At 42.3% G+C, this 19,698-nt stretch carries 16 protein-coding genes; 8 read left to right on the top strand and 8 right to left on the bottom strand.

Features of this window, described 5'->3' with window-relative positions:
* Positions 1–22: 22 nt before the first annotated feature.
* The 5 genes from V7K44_RS14845 to V7K44_RS14865 all read left to right on the top strand — a co-directional run bounded on the left by V7K44_RS14845 (position 23) and on the right by V7K44_RS14865 (position 3,601).
* A complete protein-coding gene (locus V7K44_RS14845) occupies positions 23–1,324 on the top strand; it encodes an AmpG family muropeptide MFS transporter (RefSeq protein WP_334932623.1) in 1,302 nt (433 codons plus the stop codon).
* Positions 1,309–1,731, top strand: a complete 423-nt coding sequence (locus tag V7K44_RS14850; protein ID WP_069068991.1) for a hypothetical protein — start codon at positions 1,309–1,311, stop codon at positions 1,729–1,731. The genes V7K44_RS14845 and V7K44_RS14850 overlap by 16 nt, the downstream gene beginning before the upstream one ends.
* 161 nt (positions 1,732–1,892) lie before the next feature.
* Complete coding sequence (locus V7K44_RS14855) at positions 1,893–2,081, top strand: hypothetical protein (protein WP_334932625.1); 189 nt, start codon at positions 1,893–1,895, stop codon at positions 2,079–2,081.
* 20 nt (positions 2,082–2,101) lie between these two features.
* A complete protein-coding gene (locus V7K44_RS14860) occupies positions 2,102–2,668 on the top strand; it encodes a GNAT family N-acetyltransferase (protein WP_334932627.1) in 567 nt (188 codons plus the stop codon).
* Positions 2,669–2,842: 174 nt separating this feature from the next.
* Entirely contained in the window at positions 2,843–3,601 is a 759-nt protein-coding gene (locus tag V7K44_RS14865; protein ID WP_334932629.1) for a HEAT repeat domain-containing protein, read from the top strand.
* Between the two features lie 79 nt (positions 3,602–3,680).
* Here V7K44_RS14865 and V7K44_RS14870 read toward each other — a convergent pair whose 3' ends face one another.
* From V7K44_RS14870 to V7K44_RS14900, 7 genes are all read right to left on the bottom strand, one after another.
* A complete protein-coding gene (locus tag V7K44_RS14870) occupies positions 3,681–4,088 on the bottom strand; it encodes a phosphomannose isomerase type II C-terminal cupin domain (protein WP_094353024.1) in 408 nt (135 codons plus the stop codon).
* Between the two features lie 174 nt (positions 4,089–4,262).
* On the bottom strand, positions 4,263–5,606 hold the full coding sequence (locus V7K44_RS14875) for a PQQ-dependent sugar dehydrogenase (RefSeq protein ID WP_334932631.1): 1,344 nt from the start codon (positions 5,604–5,606) through the stop codon (positions 4,263–4,265).
* Positions 5,607–6,118: 512 nt separating this feature from the next.
* Entirely contained in the window at positions 6,119–7,330 is a 1,212-nt protein-coding gene (locus V7K44_RS14880; RefSeq protein ID WP_334932633.1) for an EAL domain-containing response regulator, read from the bottom strand.
* A 93-nt stretch (positions 7,331–7,423) separates the two neighbouring features.
* On the bottom strand, positions 7,424–8,326 hold the full coding sequence (locus V7K44_RS14885) for a hypothetical protein (protein ID WP_334932635.1): 903 nt from the start codon (positions 8,324–8,326) through the stop codon (positions 7,424–7,426).
* A gap of 466 nt (positions 8,327–8,792) precedes the next feature.
* Positions 8,793–11,633 (bottom strand): glycoside hydrolase family 10 protein, encoded by a 2,841-nt coding sequence (locus V7K44_RS14890; protein WP_334932712.1) that lies wholly within the window; start codon positions 11,631–11,633, stop codon positions 8,793–8,795.
* A gap of 1,154 nt (positions 11,634–12,787) precedes the next feature.
* On the bottom strand, positions 12,788–14,113 hold the full coding sequence (locus V7K44_RS14895) for a TIGR03279 family radical SAM protein (RefSeq protein WP_334932637.1): 1,326 nt from the start codon (positions 14,111–14,113) through the stop codon (positions 12,788–12,790).
* 266 nt (positions 14,114–14,379) lie between these two features.
* On the bottom strand, positions 14,380–15,204 hold the full coding sequence (locus tag V7K44_RS14900) for an undecaprenyl-diphosphate phosphatase (protein WP_334932639.1): 825 nt from the start codon (positions 15,202–15,204) through the stop codon (positions 14,380–14,382).
* Positions 15,205–15,641: 437 nt separating this feature from the next.
* Here V7K44_RS14900 and V7K44_RS14905 point away from each other — a divergent pair, with 437 nt between their 5' ends.
* From V7K44_RS14905 to nadB, 3 genes are all read left to right on the top strand, one after another.
* A complete protein-coding gene (locus tag V7K44_RS14905) occupies positions 15,642–16,421 on the top strand; it encodes a DUF3120 domain-containing protein (protein ID WP_334932641.1) in 780 nt (259 codons plus the stop codon).
* A gap of 568 nt (positions 16,422–16,989) precedes the next feature.
* Positions 16,990–17,418: a photosystem II complex extrinsic protein PsbU gene (gene psbU, locus V7K44_RS14910; RefSeq protein WP_194040639.1), complete on the top strand. Its 429-nt coding sequence runs from the start codon at positions 16,990–16,992 to the stop codon at positions 17,416–17,418.
* Between the two features lie 149 nt (positions 17,419–17,567).
* The gene (gene nadB, locus V7K44_RS14915) at positions 17,568–19,244 is read left to right on the top strand and encodes an L-aspartate oxidase (RefSeq protein WP_334932643.1); all 1,677 of its coding nucleotides are present in this window, start codon (positions 17,568–17,570) and stop codon (positions 19,242–19,244) included.
* A 136-nt stretch (positions 19,245–19,380) separates the two neighbouring features.
* Here nadB and V7K44_RS14920 read toward each other — a convergent pair whose 3' ends face one another.
* Positions 19,381–19,587: a hypothetical protein gene (locus tag V7K44_RS14920; protein WP_334932645.1), complete on the bottom strand. Its 207-nt coding sequence runs from the start codon at positions 19,585–19,587 to the stop codon at positions 19,381–19,383.
* Between the last annotated feature and the right edge of the window lie 111 nt (positions 19,588–19,698).

The raw sequence follows: 19,698 nt of genomic DNA on the forward strand, positions 1-19,698 counted from the left end.
ATAATAAGGAATCTTCAATATTGTGCAAGTAAATAAATCGCTGCTACGAATATTTGGCAGCCAGAAGATGGGAGCTTTGTTATTTCTTGGCTTTTCATCAGGGTTGCCGTTATATTTAACCAGTCAGACATTACAAGCCTGGTTGACCAAAGAAGGGATTAGCTTGGCAGCGATCGCCGCTTTTAGTTTAGTCAAGCTGCCCTATTCTTTAAAATTTCTCTGGTCGCCTTTACTAGATAGATTTGTACCGCCTTTTTTGGGGCGACGTAGAGGTTGGCTGGTAATTATACAAGTAGCATTACTGTTAAGTATAGCTGCGATGGCTTTACAAAATCCATCCCAAGGGCTACAACCCTTAATAATTGCTGCTGTGGCCGTTGCTTTTTTTAGCGCCAGCCAAGATATTTTAGTTGATGCTTACCGCACTGATGTAGTGGAAGTAGAAGAAAGAGGTGCTGGGGCATCTATTTACTTATTGGGTTATCGCATTGCCATTCTAGTAACCGGTTACGTCACCCTATTTTTGGCAGACAGAATGCCTTGGCAAGCTGTTTACTTGTTGATGTCGCTGTTGATGCTAGTAGGCGTGGTAACTTCTATTTTTGCACCAGAACCAGTACTGCGCGATCGCCCGCCTCAGACTTTATCCGCCGCCGTCAAATTACCCTTCATTGAATTTTTCCAGCGTCATGGCTGGCTACAAGGACTTTTAATTTTGGTCTTCATTGTGATCTACAAATTGGGAGATTCTTTATTAAAAAATGTATCCACCCCATTTTTGTTAGATAAAGGCTTACATTTCACTCAAACCGACATCGCATTTCCTGGTGCATTAGGAATTTTCGCCACTATTGTTGGCACCTTAGCAGCAGGAGCAATAATGACTAAAATTGGTGTTAATCGCTCGCTCTGGATATTTGCTATACTCCAAGCTGTCGGGAATTTGGCTTTTTTTGCGCTAGCAGTAGTCGGTAAAAATTTCTATCTGATGTTAGCTGCCGTTAATATCGAACAATTCTGTGCTGGTCTAGAAACTGCTGCTTTTGTAGCATTCTTGATGAGTCTTTGTAACCAAAGCTTTTCAGCTACACAGTACGCCTTACTTTCCAGTTTACAAGCTTTTAGTAGAGATATTGTCACGGCTCCAGCAGGTACATGGGCACAAGCCACCGGTTGGTCTACATTCTTTCTACTGACAGCAATAGCAGCTTTGCCAGGATTACTATTATTGCCATTTTTTGCCCCTTGGAATCCCAAGCCAGTGGTAGTATTATCCAGACCAGGACTTGACGACGAAGAAGAGGATATATGGGGAATCAAGTAGTTATTGCTGTCGGCACATTTATTCTCTTACTGACTGGTTTATTACTTGGCTATGTTCTCTCGCAGTTAGTTCTGGGATTTCTAGCATTTAACCTCCTAACTTTTTTTGGAACACTTAGCCTAATTTTAATTTTTGGTACACTTTATTACGTTTTATTTTGGCAATTGCGGAGAGAACAATCCCGACCATCAACTCCATCAACCATAAATCAAGGGATACCAACCCAGGTAGACGATGGTGGATCTGATAGCTATCTCAAAAACAGGCTAATCGCTAAATTATCTGGTGACACTGCCGCAGCCGAACGGTTAATTGAACAGGCAAAGGAAACTTATCCTGGGATGCCGGAGAATTGGTATTGCGAAAGAGTTCTTGATGACTTGGAGAGCGATCGCCAGAGGGAGTAGGGGAGTGGGGAGCAGGGGAGCAAAGAAGAATAATTAATCCCCAATGCCCAATTCCCAATTCCCAATTCCCATGCACAGAAAATTGCTAAAATAAATCAGGAATAGTTCACAAATCTTCAGCTAGGTTCTCATAAAAATTCCTAGCTTCTTGCAATTAAAATATGGCTATTTTTCGTCAATACATCGCTCCACTGCTTGTAGTACTGGTATTTGTTTTCGCCCTAGTTGCAGTCAGCGCCCGGATATTTTTACCGTCTGATATGGCAGCACCCGCACCAATTGAACAGGTAGAGGTAACTTCTCAAGCTACTCCAATTGATTTACCTCCAGTAGCACATAACGCGAGCTAGCTAAGTCAATAAACATCAGCGTGTCTGAGCAACTATTACCTGGATATATTATTCGCCGTGGCTCCCTTTTGGAGCGATCGCTGCTGCTTAAATTCATGCAGCAAACTTACCAGGATCTCTTTCCCAATGAGGATTTTTCTCACCTAGAGCAAACAGTTAAGCAATACTTCTCCAGCGATACGCCCTTGTGGTGGGTAGAAGAGGAGGGGGGGCAGGGAGAGCAGGGGAGCGGGGGAGCAGGGGAGCAGGGGAGCAATAAAAAATCTCTCTCCTCTGCCCCTCTGCCTCTCTACCCCTCTGCCCCCCATTCCCCAGTAGCCTGCCTCTGGGTGGGCAACGCCATAGATCAAGTACATGGGAACCGTCATGCTCACATCTTTATCCTCTACGTTGTACCAGAACATCGGCGACGGGGTATTGGTACAGCCTTGATGCGATATGTGGAAAATTGGGCTATTCAAAGAGGCGATCGCCAGATAGGACTGCAAGTATTTCAATCAAACAAACCCGCATTGAATCTTTACAATCAGTTAGGTTATCAAACCCAATCCCTATGGATGGTAAAATTCCTGAGTGCAGAAAAATAAACTCAAGAATAGCGATAACATACTGTAGCGTCTGAGTTATGGAGGTTCTCGTTGAGATAAAACTCAACCAGGAAGAAAGGAAAATGTATAAGAACCCAACTAATATATATAAAGCTTTAACTTATTGGCGCGGGGGATTATGTGTTAATCCCTTTTCGGGATTGAAATCAAATTATGTATGACGAAGACGATCTAAGCCTACTCGATATTGAGGAGGAGCTAGAAAGCCCCTTAGATAAAATAGAGCCGCTAACTGCCGAATCAGTTGTGGCAAAGCCCGATCCAGAAGTGATGCTAGCCTTGCTGGAAAATCCCCAGCCCCAGCAAAGAATGTTAGCGGCACGTGCTTTTTGTGATATAGAAGATGCGCGTGCTACTCCTCATTTGATTCGCTTGTTAACTGATATCTGTCCCTTAGTCAGGGTGAGCGCATCTTATGCCCTCGGACGCAATCCCAGTTCCGAAGCAGTGACTCCATTAATTGCTCAACTAAACAGCGATTGGAATGGCTATGTGCGTAAAGGTGTTGTTTGGGCTTTAGGAAACTGTCGCGATCGCCGTTCTTTAGCACCTTTAGCAAACGCCCTCAGAACCGACATTTCCGCAGTGCGTTTGTGGGCTGCTAGCGCCTTAGCACAGATGGCAGAAGTGAGTTATGAAGCAGTTATAGGAGCAACACCACCTTTAATTGAAGCCTTAGTCCAAGACCCGGTGGCAGCAGTGCGAAGTAACAGTGCTTGGGCAATTGGTCAACTGTGCCGCGAACTACCTTCTAATGTAGTTTATGCCACTGCGATCGATGCCCTAATTCAAGCCTTTGCCGAAGACCAAGATTTGGGAGTCCGAGAAGACGCTAAAGCCTCACTGTTAGGAGTGGGCGATCCGCGTGGCTTGCAGCTGATTGAAACCCTAGAACAAGAAGGGTGGTTTTGATTGAGCATTGGGCAAAAGAGTGCTGAGTGCTGAGTTTTCTTTTGTCCCCTGCTCCCCTGCTCCCCCGCTCCCCCATCCCTTACTGTCCTTCAGCTACAGGTTTGACCAAATTTAAGTCATAAGGGCGCTCAGTATCATCCTCACCTAAATATTCACCATTTTGAATTTCCAGAATAACTAGCGGAATATGCCCAGGATTATCTACTTTATGTAGTGTTGCAGCCGGGACATAAGTTGATTCGTTTCGATTCAGTAATATTTCTGCATCGCCACAAGTCACTTTTGCCACACCGGAAACTACAACCCAATGTTCATTCCGGTGATAATGAATTTGTGGTTTAATTCCATGCCTGGGCTTGATTTCAACACGACTAATTCTGTAGGTTTCTCCCTCCTCGATTACCTCTACCTCACCCCAATATCGTGTACCTGAATGTGGAGACAATTCGTTGATATTTAACTGAGTATTATTTTCATTGGCAGTCATAATTTATTTCTCAACCAGATAAGTATTAGTATTTATCAGTAATTTACCGTAAACGAGATAAACCTGGGTAGGGAGATGCAGTCACAACGTCTCTATTGATGACAACTGCTCTAACTTTACTTTAGGCAACAGATCCTTTCCGTAAATTTCTAAATGTTTGAAGGCGTGAATTGTTCACTTCCTCGTATACTGAATCCGATAAATCCGATTATTGGCTTCTTCTGTTAGTAGTAAACTGCCATCTGGCAACACGAGTAAACCTACAGGCCGTCCCCACGTGCTGGGTACAGAAGGATTTAGTAAAAATCCTGTGAGAAAGTCTTCGTAGTAGCCAAGCGCTCGCCCTTTAGCATCGAAGGGAACAAATACAATTTTATAACCAGTGCCGCGATCGCGGTTCCAAGAACCACGAAAAGCCGCAAAAGCACCATTCTGGTATTTTTTCGGAAACGTTTTACCATCATAAAACTGCAAACCCAATGCTGCGGAGTGCGCCTGGAACAGTACATCTGGCGTTTGAGTCCGGGCTACTAAATCAGGACGTTTACTTTTGTCATCCGTCTTTTGCCGCGGATCGAGGTTGTTTGGTGTTAGATAAGCATAGGGCCAGCCGTAAAATGCTCCCTGTTTAACGCGTGTCAAATAGTCTGGCACCAAATCATCACCAATTCCATCCCGTTCGTTGACAGTGGTATAAAGTTCCTTAGTTATAGGATGAAAGTCTAAACCAACAGGGTTACGCAAGCCGGAAGCGAAAGTTTGCTGCTGGGAACCATCTAAATTCATCACCTGTATCGAAGCCCGTGGTAGGGGTTCCTCGTCTACATTGGTTCCCGATCCAACTGAAACATATAATTTATTGCGATCGGGCGAGACAACGACATTACGCGTCCAATGATTGTTATAACCTTGAGCGGGCAAATCGGCAATTTTTTCTCCCTTACCTGTAATCTGGTTTTGACCTTGAGTATAGGGAAAACGCACTACAGCATCTGTGTTTCCCAGAAAAAAGGAATTACCTGCAAAAGCCATCCCAAAGGGTTTATTGAGTCCGTTGTCACTACTAGCAAATGTTTCTCGAACGTCGGCTATACCATCGCCATTGCTGTCACGCAACAAACGAATCCGATTTTGCCCGGTTTCAGTTACTAAGACATCACCCCTGGGAGTTAAAGCTAGCCAGCGTGGGGCATCTAAACCTTCGGCAAAAACACTTACTGTGAAGCCTTGTGGTACGCGCAGCACCGGATTTTGGGGAATGGGTACAACCTCAGGCCGCTTCGAGGCGCTGTCTGTTGCGAAGGGTGCTGGTAAATTCTTCAGATTGATTCGGATGGGTTTAGGTGAAAGTGCTTCAGTACGGACAATATTTTTTGGCTGTGTAGGATTCTGTGTCCGTTGGGTAGAAGGTACAGATTTTTGAGGTGTAGGATTATCTGAGTTAGCGCGAGTCTGGTTACAGGCTGCTGCCAAAATCATTAAAAAAACTGGCAGCAAAAAACGCGCAGGAACTTTCATGGTGGTAGACACTATACACAATCTTCTTACTCTAGACTTGATGCTTAATAATTGTCGCCAGTCAAAAGTTTGATTTTTATTAGTTAGTCAACCTATTAACAATTCAAAAAGAAAGCACTTGTAGCGCAAGGCGGAAGTCAAAAATCAAGGCTTCGGCTTCGTTCAGCCTTTACCCTGAGCGCAGTCGAAGGGTCAAAAGTCAAAAGTATTATGGAAGGGATCTGCCTCTATTAAGAGGTTGTTTGAAAAGTCCTTTTCTTAGTATCAAAACGTTTTAGATCCCCCTAAATCCCCCTTAAAAAGGGGGACTTTGATTCCAGTTCCCCCCTTAAAAAGGGGGGTTAGGGGGGATCAACAAGTGCCTAAAATCACAGCAAAATACTTTTCAAACAACCTCTAAGGGAAAGCATGGGGAGAAGACCGCCAATACTATTGATGGGAAACCTGATATAGCAAGCGGATTTCTGTGAGCCATGAATTAGAATCCTCGTGCGTTTACGCCGAGGAGTATGTCAAACATACAAGCATTTGTTAGTGAACAAAAAATTTTCAAATTCTGCTGCTGGTAAGGGACGACTAAATAGAAAACCTTGCATAGAGTTACAGTTGTGTTGGCGTAAAAAACCTAGTTCTGCTTCTGTCTCTACACCTTCAGCCACTACATCTAGATTAAGATTATGAGCCATCTGAATTAATGCCTTAGCGATGGCTGACTTTTGCAAATCGTTAGCAACATTATGGATAAAATAACGGTCTATTTTTAATGTATTGATTGGTAAGTTTTTCAGATAAATCAAAGAAGAGTAACCCGTACCAAAATCATCGATCGCAATTTTTACACCCAAAGATTGCAATTTGCTCATAGTAGCGATCGCACTATTTACATCTTGCATAATCATACTTTCAGTGAGTTCTATTTCTAGATCATGTGGTTCTAGATTATTCACAGATATAAAATTGACTAAATTATGAATGAAATCTGGCTGATTAAATTCAATTACTGACAGATTGACAGCAACAATCAATGAATTAATTCCAGCATCACGCCAGCTTTTAATTTGTTGACATACCCTTTTTAATACCCATTTTCCAATCGGAACAATTAAACCTGTAGACTCTGCTAACGGAATAAATTCTGTTGGGTAAATCATTCCCAATTCTGGACTTTGCCAGCGCAATAAACTTTCAGCACCTACTATTTTTCCAGATGCAATATCGACTATTGGTTGATAATAAATTTCAAATTCTTGAAAGTTATGTTGTTTTATAGCTCGGTGTAAGCTAATTTCTAACAACTGCATTTTTGGAGACAAGTTATTAGTTACAGCTTGACGAGATAAATACCTTTTTAAAGTAGCGTATTTTTCCAGCCTCTTCATGATGGCACTTAATAACTCAGCCCGAGTAAATGGCTTAGTTATATAATCATCTGCGCCCATATCCATACCTTGACGGAAGTCAGATTTGGCAGATTTGGCAGTGAGAAAGATGAAGGGAATTGTTGCAGTTGATGGTTCTTGACGTAATGCTGCTAACACGCCATAACCGTCAATTTCTGGCATCATCATATCACAAAGAATTAAATCAGGAGCTTCGGAGATAGCCAAATATACCCCGATTCTGCCATTAGCCGCAGCAATAGTTTCAAAGTCCTCAGCTTCTAATAAATCTAAAATGTTTTCACGTACTGCTTCTTCATCTTCTATTATTAAGATTTTGGACATAAATTACCTCATATTTATATTTTGTTATTTAATGGCAGCATCCAGAAATATTTATTAAAAGTGTCATTATATTTATAATAAAGTTTTACCTTGTTAGATATCTACACACTTTTTTAAAAATGCCATTCTTAATACGATAGCTAGTATATCAACACCGTTTATAGTATGATAAAATGATTCAAGAAGAGACACTATATATCCTTGGGAAATCCTAATCTGCAAATCTTTAAGTTCAAATGCAGTTTGTCTATCTTGAATAAGAAGATTAAACTTAAAAATGCCATCAGAGGATAAATATTTAATCGCATTTGAAAACAAGTTAGTTAAAATGTGTGCCAAGAGTTTTTCATCGATACAGCAGGTTACAAATTTATATTGACGGGTGAAAAAAATCAAGCGCCGATAGCCCAGATTCATCTGTATTTGTTCTGGCGATTGTTTGCGATGTTCAACTAAATTGAAGGATGTTGCTCTACACTCTAATTTTCCTACTTCTAACTGACCGATAATCAACACATCATTCAACATTTCAGTCATGATTATGTGATATTTGGGCGTATTGGTCTGCATTATCCTATTAGACTTACGGTACAAGTCCAAATCTTCCTCATAAACTTCAATGAAGTGAGTGTATTTGCCTGTCGTAGCTTTACGTACTATAGCGCGTGCTAGTAACGATTGGGACTTGAGTAATTGTCTCTCAATGAAAATCTGATGTTCTACCTCAAAGGAACCAATACTAGCATTACCTCTAGTTTTCTCTGTTTTTTGTGCCAGTGCTTGACAGATACAGATATTTTCAGGAGTAATATTGTCGGTAATATTACTTTGCTTGTCTACAACTAGAAGCAGTTCCAACTGCTGCTGGCACAACCGTGATAGCATTGAGACTATTTCAGAAAATTCTGACATATTCAATGTCATGACTAAGGTATGCATAACTTCAAAAGTATTGGCTGTTTTCAAGCTAGTTCCAGAAGCTACAAACAGTACCATATCATGCTTGGTGAAGTACCCTACTATCTGCGAAGATGAAAAAACAAGATACTTTTACCCCGTGCTACATCAGTGCGTAAGCGTAGCCCTTTCTAGAAATAGCATTCTAATAGTGATGTTTTTAACACAATCATCAGGAGCAAACAGTCAATTCTTAACTCTAAGCTTTGTAGCCTGATGATCTGAGGTAAAGCTTGCATAGATTTTCACGATAGCTATCATCAAATAATAGTTATCTAAAGCTGCTTATCTAAGTATTGTCCAATATTTTGACGCTAAACAAGTAGTAATACTTGGGGTACAAACACTACAAAAAATGTGTTAAGAATTACAAACTAGCTTATATCCAGCTAGTTGGGTATTGGGCAAAATAGTTCCGGGTTGCGTTAGCGGATAGCTAAGGTTTAGCCCGTGCTGAGTTAGGAGTTTTCTTTTGTCCCCTTGTCCCCTTGTCTCCCCTGCCTCTTCACAAAGGACGCAACTGCACCCGCCGTTCGCCATAACGTAATAGCCTTTCTATAGTTACGAGTCGATTTTCCCAAACTTTGACTTGATAGGAATTCGACTTAATTTCTTGGCTCATCAATACCCGGAATTGAGACTGGAACCGAGTTAGAGAGGCTCTTGCAATGACTAACTTACTAGCAGAAGGGGAAGCGGCAAGCTGATTTAAAGCACTGCGTAAAACTTCTGCCTGGTTGTTAAAATCTGAAAGTTTCTGAGATGATCTTTGTCGTTGGTCATTTTGGAAAACAAATTTCCATTCCCGTTGTAGCGCGGTGTAACGAATGGCGGCAGTTTGAAAAGGCTGGCGGTGAGGAATCGGTTCACTTGTTGTGGATTGAATCCTACCTTGGGTGCTACTAAAGATTTTTTGGAGATCGTTGCTAAAATTTTCTGCGGCAAATAGTGCATAACCACTAACTGGCAAGTCCCTTACCAACTGGAGTTGATCGAATGCTCCGATTGTTGGCAAAGAAAGCAAGCGAATTCCCGGCACCAACAAGGTAGCTCCCAATTGTTTAGAGGCAATCCAGGGTTGGGCCAGTCGTTGAAACCGAGAAGTATCGAGAGCATAAGTCATGGGAACAATTAAATCTACATCTCCCCGTCTTGCCCAAGTTTCCCAATTTTGTTGAATTTTCTGAATCCGCTCTTGTTCCGGCAAAGGAAATACTGCAACCGACAAAATCAAATTCGGTTGCTTTTGTCGCAACTGCTGTGATACTTGGGCGACAAAGCTATCAACTTGCTCGGTGCGAAATTTTGTCCATTTTTGCCACAAGTCTGCTTGGCTAGGAGAAATATTCACTGGATCTACACCAGTAAGTTGCTGAAATTGCGCTCTTGCAGCTTTCCCATAGCCGTAAGTTCGACCTGCTGATGGGTCTTGGAAAGGGTAGCGAATGTAGTCTAGCTGTAGACCATCCACCTTATATTTAGTGACAATTTCCTCATACAGCTTGAGCAAGTATTGCCGCACTTCGGGGTTAGCTGGATCAAAGAATGGCTTAGTCTGACCAACGGGAATCATGTTGCCCAGGTTATCGTAGTTTGCCCAATCGGGATGAGCCGCCAGTACTGGCCCTGGATAATTAGGATTAAGATTGAGAATTTCATTATGACGTTGGTTCCCAGCAGCAAAAGTCCATACCCAAGCGTGTAATTCCATGTCTCGCTCATGGGCTAATTTCACCGCTTCTTCCAGTGGGTTCCACCCACGAATTAATGGGTTTTGCTCTTTTGCGACTTGGCTCGGATAAATTGTATAGCCAGCGTTAACAGTTTCAAAAAAGACGGTATTAATCCCGGCTTGGGCGAGGCGATCAAAAATCTGTGCCAGTCCTGCCTTACTGCCAGCACGAACAATCGTTCCCCGATCTAACCAAACTGCGCGAATTTCTGGTTGAGCTAGTTTCCGATCGACAGGAAACTGCTGCCACAAGGTTGTTTTAGCGGTCAGCCATTGCTGACGAGCCAAAGCGTAGTTTTTTTGAGCAATCAATTGGGGTAAGTTTTTGGCAATTAGCCTTGCTTGTGCTAATACTTGGTCTTTACTTATGGCTAGCCCTCCGAGTTTGGTTGAGGCCAATTGCGTTGGTTCGTCTTTGAGAGATTGAGGGGTGTAGGTGTTCAAATGCCTAGAAGACTGCTTTTCCTCAGATATTCTTTCGCCAACATTAGCCGCATCAGCTAACACCGCTAAATGAGCGCTTTCCACTCGACCAATCAGATTTTCTAACTCTTGTTGGAGAGCGATCGCTTGCCTGTTATCAATCGGCTCATTGGAGTTGGGTGCAACATCCAAACGCACCGCTTGTTCTAATTGGTCAATAGCCTCCTGAGAACTTGGGGGTTTGACCGTAGGCAGCGGTCTAGGTATGGGAGCAGTGGCAGTTTTAGGAGGAGATGAGAGAGATCCGCCCCCCTGCCCCTCTGCCCCCCTGCTCCTCTGCTCCCCTGCTCCCCTGCTCCCCTGCTCCTCTGCCCCCCTGCCCCCCTGCGCTGAAGGCGCAGCCGCCACAGTTGTAGAGCAGCTTTGGGAACCTCCTGGTATTTTTTTTGTCCGATTTGATGGCGCTAGTGCTGTCAAATAGTGATTGAGAGTAGTTTTTAACCAGGCATTATCTAACTCGGCTGCTGAGGCTGTATCTGTTCCCCAGCGCCAGCCTAAAAAGGTGGAACGCTCAGTTGTTACTACTGCGGCCGGATTGTCTTTGGAATTCCAAACAGCAGGAGATTCACTGCCCATATCATTAGGAATCACAACGCCGCCGCGCACTTTACCAAAGAGTCCAGTTTGATTTGTCCATTCTGGGATCTTGGTTTTTGCAGCTTGAATCTGTTCTGTGTCACTAAAGCTGAATCCCCAATAACCTCCCAAGAGCGATCGCAATAATTGCCGCACTCCTGGGGATGACAGACTACCGACAGGCCCACTAGCAATCAAACGCCCTCCCTTACTCATCCATTCTTCTAGAGCGATCGCTTGAGTTGGTGTTAATGTCTCAACATTTGGCAAAAATAATACGCGGCGATCGCCCCAATCTGCCCCACTCTTGACATCATTTAGGGATATTACACAATATTTCACCCCTATTGTCTGTAAGCGATCGCTTATCCCTCTCCATTGATTTGTATTTTCTTGGCCATACACTACGCTCAATACGGGTTCTTCAGTCGCAGCGGTTGCTGGCAAAATACTCAAAAAACTTAAAACTACAATTTCACAACTTAAAATAAATAATCTTTTAGCTTCTTTAATTTTTAAACTTATATCTTTTTGGTTTTCCTGATAATTCACCAGTGACTCCTCACTTCATTATTAATTAATTTAGTTATTAGTCAGAATTCATTAGTACAGAATATAGGACTCTAGCTTGATTCCTAGTAAGTTTACTGAGATTCTCACCCGGATTAAGTAAAGCTAATATCTGGTTTTTCAAAAATCAAATAGAATTCCTATAAGCTTTTCGTAGAAGTACTTAGTGAATGACCTTCATCAATCTAGCCTATCAAAACCAGTAAAAAATGCCAAGATGGATACTCAAATCGCCCAGGCGATTCTATAGAAATACATTGTGAATTTCATTCCATTGAGGACTAGCTTTTTAGAAAATTTTGTGTTTACCAATTCCCATAGGCTTTTGGGCAATTGCAGAGAGTTTTTGCTTAAACCTAAAAGAAAAAATGCCACTCTTATTCTAATTCTCTGTTTTTCAGGGTTTTGTGACAATACGGTTCAGTTAAGCCTAAAACTCTTTGTCAAAGTCAACTTTTTTAACGTAGACGCTTCTCTACGAGACGCTACGCGAACGGCTTCCCGCAGGATACCGCAGAGGAAACAGAGAGAAGAGAAAAAATGCTTAACCCAAGCGTATTGGGTTTTGTGAGTTAAAAAAGTAATACTAATGCATCTTAAAACCCTCACCCTAAATCCTTCTCCCAAGCATGGGAGAGGGACTTTGAAATTAGCTCGGCTTCCTTTCTCCCAAAATTGTGAGAACGGGTTGGCGGATCAAGGCAGATTTAGTATTTGTGCAATAAGTCTAATTATTACTCTTGATGATCGCCAGAGTTAAACTAACAATAATTTATCATGAGCTTTTCTAGAAAAGTTTAGAGAGAATAAGACAATAATTTCAACAGTCGTAATTACAATCACCAAAATTTATTAACTGCAAAATTCAATCAAGTTTATATAAGCCCACATTGATGTAGAGACGCGAATTATCGCATCTAGAAAGACCAATTATCTACACCAATAACCTTATGTGAATCGCATTGATGTAAAAGTAAGTAATATTTTTATATTTAATTAAAATTTATCAATTTTGGATGTTAAATCCAAATTTTTAGATACAAAAAAAGTTTGACAAGAATAGCGGTCGGGGGTGAGGTTTTGATATGTATTTCATCCACCTGGGAACTACTAAAGACTAAAGAGCGAACAAAAACAGCTTAAATAATACAAGTGTTGATTAAATCTTCAACTCCTCCTACTGGTAAGATTTTTGTCTCCAGTTTGCAGGCTAGTTCTTCAATACTCATATCATCTAAAAATACTAATTCACCATGTTTGAGCATTACATTTGGCAGTAAAATTCCGTCTCCCAAATCTTGCCCTTGTAGGTTCAACAGTAAATCATGACCCGTTAGTAATCCCGTGACAGTGATGCTCTGTCCCCAATAATCACTACATAAAGCACGCATATTTACTTTTAATCCTTCAACAGAGTTTAACCGTTTCAATATAGGTTCAAAGGCGTTTTCTACTGCGTTGCCTACTACCCAAGTTAATTTTCTCTGAGGATAAACTTTTGGCGGTAGTAATTCTGTTGCCGCGGCTGCAAATTGCTTGATAAACAACTGAATTGAACCAACACCATTATCAATTTGGGGATACTCTTCATATTCAGATTCGCTCGGTAATTCCTCACCTGCAATCAAAAACCACTCATCAGCTAACCAAGCGACGTTAGAGTCAAACTTTTGGCGAAATTGCTGCGAGAGTATTCGCACTTGAGAAATCACTTCTTTCGCTTTTTCTCTGGTTACGGGTATGAGTTCGTCTTCTGGAGGCCGAAACCTTGTCAACCCAACTGGCACAACTGCCACCGATGCCACCGTAGGAACTTCACCAGTATGAAAGGACGCTAAATCTTTTAGGGTTTGCTCCAGGTGTTCACCATCATTTATACCCGGACAAACAACTACTTGAGCATGAATTTGTAGCCGTCTTTTTTGAAACCACTTGAGTTGTTGTAAGATTTGTCCTGCACGGAGATTTTTCAAGAGTCTAATTCTAACTTCCGGCTCCGTGGCATGAACAGAAACATACAACGGAGACAAGCGCATTTGTTCAATCCGCTGCCATTCTTTTTCTGGCAAATTAGTCAGGGTAAGATAAGAGCCGTACAAAAAGCTTAAGCGGTAATCGTCGTCTTTAAAGTACAAGCTGGTGCGCTTTCCTGGTGGCTGTTGGTCGATAAAGCAAAATGGACAGCGGTTATTACACTGAATTAAGCCATCAAATAGGGCAGTTTCAAATTCTAGCCCCAAGTCTTGGTCGTAATCTTTTTCGATTTCCAGGCTATGAGTTTTACCAGTAGCGTCTAAAACTTCTAATTCCAAGACTTCATCAGCACACAAAAACTGATAATCAATTAAGTCGCGGGGACGTGTACCATTGATTGCAACGATCGCATCCCCAGCTTCAAAACCAATCTCTGCGGCTATTGAGTCTGGAAGAACCTTGGTAATTCGGGCAGGATGAATGGTAGTCATGGTGCATTGGGCATTGGGCATTGGGCATTGGGCATTGGGCATTGGGCACTATAGCGTTTCTCAGTTGAGTGTAATACAGACCTAACCCCCAGCCCTTCCCTATTAGCGTTGGGGAGTAAAATTCAAAGCCTCTCTCCTTGTAGGAGAGAGGTTTAGAGTGAGGTTAGATTGTATTGCATACAAATGAGCGTAGGCGTAGCCCGTTGTAGACATTGCTATAGTCATTTGCTTTGGATAAAGGACAAATGACTAATGACTAATGATTATTATCCTTTCCAACCTGCTGCGATCGCTAGTAAGATCGCACTACCGAATGCTAATCTATACCATACGAAAATCAAAGTGTTTTTGGTTGCTAAGTATTTGATCAAAAATGCAATTGATAGGTAGGAAAAAATAAAGGTTGAAATAATTCCTACAATTAACAGTCCAACAATGTTATCTGGCAACTGGTGGGCTTGAAACAACTTGAAGATTTTCAAGCTTTTATACAATGTCGCAATGGTAAGAGTTGGAAACCCTAACAAAAATGAGAATTTCGCTGCTGTATCGCGTTCTAATCCTAAAAATAAGGCCGTCGTTAGCGTCGAGCCGGAACGAGAAACACCCGGAATCAAAGCAAGTGTTTGTCCCAATCCAACCAAAATACCATCTCGAATTTGCAATGATTCAAAACCGCGCTTACGAGTGCCAATTTTTTCTGCTAGAGCTAGTATAAGTGCCATAATAATTGACATAATGCCAATAATTAACGCACTCTCAGGTAAAATATCTTTCAAAAGGAAGCCGAAAATTAAAGCCGGCAGCGTTCCGACTGCAATACCAACAAGAATCTTCCATTCTTCGCGTTCCCAGTCTTTGGCTTTTAGTGCTTCGATTCCACCTTTGACAATACTGTAAATCAGCGACCAAAAATACCCCACAATTGCGATAACGCTGCCAAATTGAATTGCATCAACGAAATCTTTTGAACCTAGTTCTTTCCAACCAAATAGCTTGGTAAAAATCAGAAGATGTGCAGTACTACTGATTGGCAAAAACTCTGTAATCCCTTGAACAATACCTAAAATAAAAGCTTGAATAAACTCCATATACAATTAATACCTTTTTCGTGTTATAGAGATCGTGATGAACATTGTTTAGCTGATGATGTTGCTTTATATACTCTCTATTGCACCCAATCTTGTAGAAAACTCAATTTTACCGATCGAAAACATCATCGAAGACGCTGACTATGTTCTTACACCCACCTCAATAAGTCAACGCAATTTGAAAAATTCATCAAATTTTAATATTTAGCAGACTCATAGCAGCTGACTTTTCACCTCTCTGTAGTCCCCCATTTACAAGGAACTACAAAACAGTTGTGTACATAGTGCAACTTGAATGGATTCGTCAGGCGCAGAATGTTTTGTTTGGTTTGCACCAGCGCTAGTGGAAATTTCAGTATAATTACAATGCCCCAGGGGGGGATTTGAAAATGTGATATCTTAAATAAGATAAAGTTTAGTAACAAATATTAAAAACTTTGATTAATAATACACTGTCTTCCTACAGCGCTTCTACCCCTTCTATTGATACTGAGTTGGATTTAACTGATACTGGGCAGAATGGTATCAGACAATTGGAATCTACACTTTCCCTTTCTCCCTCTTTACCCTTATCCACTTCTGCCCGACAAACTTGGTTAGTGTTTGCAGCAGCGGTGTTTTTAGTAACAGTGCCAGTATTTATAGAAGCGCCTATCGTGCGATCGCTACCAAGCCTGAGTCTAGCCCTGACAGGATTTTGGGTGTGGCTGAGTTTTGCCTTAATGTCGCGTCCTGCAACTTACGTCTGGGGCGATTTGCTGTTGGGGTTTAGCTGGAGTTGGTTAGCAGGAGCGATTTATTGGGGTTGGTTACGTTGGGAACCTTTATGGCATCTACCGGTGGAATTTATCGGTTTACCGTTTGCTTGCTGGTGTCTGGCGAAGAATTGGGGCAAGGTAGGTAACTGGTTTTATTTAGGTTCTTTACTAGGTACAGTTTTAACAGATGTATATTTTTATATAGTAGATTTGATGCCCTATTGGCGGCAAATCATGAGAGTAGATGCAGATTTAGTGCCGCAAATCTTACAAAATGCTCTCATACAAGTACAAGCACCTTGGGGGCAAACTTGGGCGATACTTTTCGCCGCAGTGCTACTAACAGTAGGAATTTCAGCTTTAGGTCGAAATCAAAGACACTGGTATGCCTTTGGTGGAGCCGTTTTAAGCACAATTTTGGTAGACAGCCTATTTTTGTTAGCTGCGATCGCAGCGTGAAGAAGGCAGAAGACACTATATGTTGCAATAAGCGTGTAGGCTTGTCTTTCCAAAATTTTTCCCAGCCAATCTACGAAACATCAAAAATGATGCTGTAGATGATTAATTAGTTAAGAAATATTACATAAAAATCCATCAGCATCAAGTCTTTTTTGGTAAGGTTTTCGATCTTAGGAATCGTAAGTTTGGTTTCTGCTTGAGAGGTAGAATCAGCCACCCCGAAAAGATTTCGTCTAGCTGAGAATGCTGCCGAGATCGCCGATCCAACGCTATCGCAGCTATGCAGGTACTCTTTCCACGATAAAAATTTTTGCCAAAAGTATAGTCAAACCCAGTAACGGTAAATATTGTGCATATTAATACGCTGTATATTAGTTTCTGATGACTGCTGTGTTGACTAAGCTATCAGCTTTTGTCTTATGTCCTTTGTCCTTCGTCCTTGGCGCTCTCACGTAGAGGCATTAATGGCTTCTGGCAGGGTATGACTAATGACTAATGACTAATGACTAAATAACTGTTGTTAGCTTAAAACTTTTATTTCTGTTTGATGGAAAGAGGTAGAAAAATCGTGAAAGGATTGGCGCGTTTATTAACAGTGTTTAGCTTGTTACTTAGTTGCTGGGGATGGTTGGGAACAACTCAGATAGCCCAAGCTGCTAGTTTCAACAGTTTTGCTTTTCCCCAAGTCCCAGTTCTGGCAATTGAGCGGCAGAATCGGGCAGACGCTAAACTAGGAACGGAATTTGGTAAAAAAATTGATTTGAATAATACCAACGTCCGAGCTTTTCAACAGTTTCCAGGGCTTTATCCCACCCTGGCTAAGAAAATCATCACCAATGCTCCCTACCAAAAGGTAGAGGATGTATTGGATCTTCCAGGATTGAGCGATCGCCAAAAACAAACCCTGCAAGCCAACCTCGATAAATTCACCGTGACAGACTTAGAGCCTGCCTTCAATGAAGGAGACGATCGCTTTAACAACGGTATCTACAGATAACTGAATTGCAGTTAATGTAGCAAATAACAGCCCACTCCTGATTCTGGGGAGTGGGAGATGATATGAGTTAGGAGTTAGGAGTTATGAGTTAAAAATTCAAAACTCCTAACTCCTAACTTCTAACTCCTCACTTCCCCCTACCCATTACCTTGTCTCAGATAGATATTCCCAGCCAATTTGATGTCTTAGTAGTCGGCGCTGGTGCCGCTGGACTATACACAGCCCTGTGTCTGCCAGAATCCTTGCGAGTCGGTTTGATTACCAAAGAAACCGTTGCTTTGTCCGCCAGCGATTGGGCACAAGGTGGCATTGCCGCAGCGATCGCCCCAGAAGATTCTCCCACGCTGCATATTGAAGATACGATCCAGGCGGGTGCCGGTTTATGCGATCGCACCGCTGTGGAATTTCTCGCCCAACACGCCCCTAGCTGTATTCAATCCCTAGTTAACTTGGGGGTCGCTTTTGACCGTCATGGTCAAGCCTTGGCTTTAACTTTGGAAGCCGCCCATTCTCGCCGTCGTGTTCTCCATGCAGCAGACACCACAGGGAGGGAAGTTACTACCACCCTCACCGCCCAAGTATTACGTCGCCAAAATATTCAAGTCATTCAGCAAGCTTTGGCTTTGAGTTTGTGGATTGAACCCGAAACTGGTTGCTGTCAGGGAATTAGCCTGTTTTATCAAGGTAAAATCACCTGGATAAGAGCTGGTGCTGTGGTACTGGCAACTGGCGGTGGCGGTCAGGTATTTGCCCAAACCACTAACCCGGCTGTGAGTACGGGTGATGGGGTAGCGATCGCAGCTCGGGCTGGGGCTATCCTCCGTGATTTAGAATTTGTCCAATTTCACCCGACTGCCCTCACTAAACCTGGTGCCGATCGCTTCCTGATTAGCGAAGCTGTACGCGGCGAGGGGGCACATCTTGTTGATAATGAAGGGCGGCGTTTTGCCTTTGACTACCACCCTGCGGGTGAACTTGCACCTAGAGATGTTGTCAGTAGAGCAATTTTCAGCCATTTACAACGTACCGCCGTTGATTTGGCTACTGCTCATGTGTGGTTGGATATGCGCCCCATCCCCGCCGACAAGATTCGTCACCGCTTTCCCAATATCATCAAAGTTTGTCAACATTGGGGCGTTGATGTCTTGCATGAACCAATTCCTGTAGCACCAGCCGCCCATTACTGGATGGGTGGAATTGTCGCGGATCTGATGAATCGCACAAATATCCCCGGTTTATACGCGGTGGGTGAAACCGCTAGTACGGGTGTGCATGGGGCCAATCGCCTTGCCAGTAATTCCCTGTTGGAATGTATTGTGTTTGGGGCCCAGATGGCTAATATTAAGTTAGAAAATATTGGGCTGTCCTCAGAAATACCAGTGCTGCCGTTACGGAAATTTAATCCCGATCCTAGTGAGTGGCACATCCAACAAGCACAGTTAGAAGCACTCAGGGAGAAGTTACCGCGTCTAGTGTGGGAAAGTGCTGGTATTTGTCGGGAGCAATCAAGGCTGGAAAGTGCGATCGCTACTATTGAATCTTGGCAGCAAGATTTCGCTGCCTTGCCTTTAAGTCAATTCTTGCTTGCTTTACGTCCAGTAGAACCCGCTAGTTTTGACCTACCAGATGTTGAACGGCAATTGGGACTTTGGGCAGAAACCCGCAATTTATTAGATGTAGCTGATTTAATTTTCAAAAGTGCTGCTTTTAGAACCGAAAGCCGAGGCGGACACTTCCGTTTAGATTATCCTCAACCAGACTCAAATTGGCAAGTCCACACACTTATACAAACAAATCATTGGTGGAAATCTCCACTATTGTCTTGAATCAACTATCTTAAAAAGCCTGATGGTTTTCGCAACCCTAAGCACAACATCTTGCAATGAGCCGCAAAGTAAAAGATGTGGTGTCTAAGACGGTAGCTAACTCATCGCGCTCCTCTACCACAATCTAAAATCGCCATCAACGGGTACCGCTACCATTATGACTGTCGGGACCACCATAATTTGGTGGAATGTATATGTCTTGTAAATTTTGAGAATTGACCTTGCCGACGATTAAGGTATCACTGTTAGTAGGGCCAAAAGAATTAGCACTTGCAGTACTTAATATACCTGTGCAAGCGGCAATTTTTGGGATCAGTATATAAGCACCTATGCAGAATATCATAAACTTTGTGATTCGGAAGTTAGTCTTCATGTTTTTCAGTAAATTTACTAATTTTTCATGTCATAACGTATTTTTTATTTACTACTGTATATTTACTGTACTTTTTGGAAA

Source organism: Nostoc sp. (assembly GCF_036917235.1).
Lineage (GTDB): Bacteria > Cyanobacteriota > Cyanobacteriia > Cyanobacteriales > Nostocaceae > Nostoc.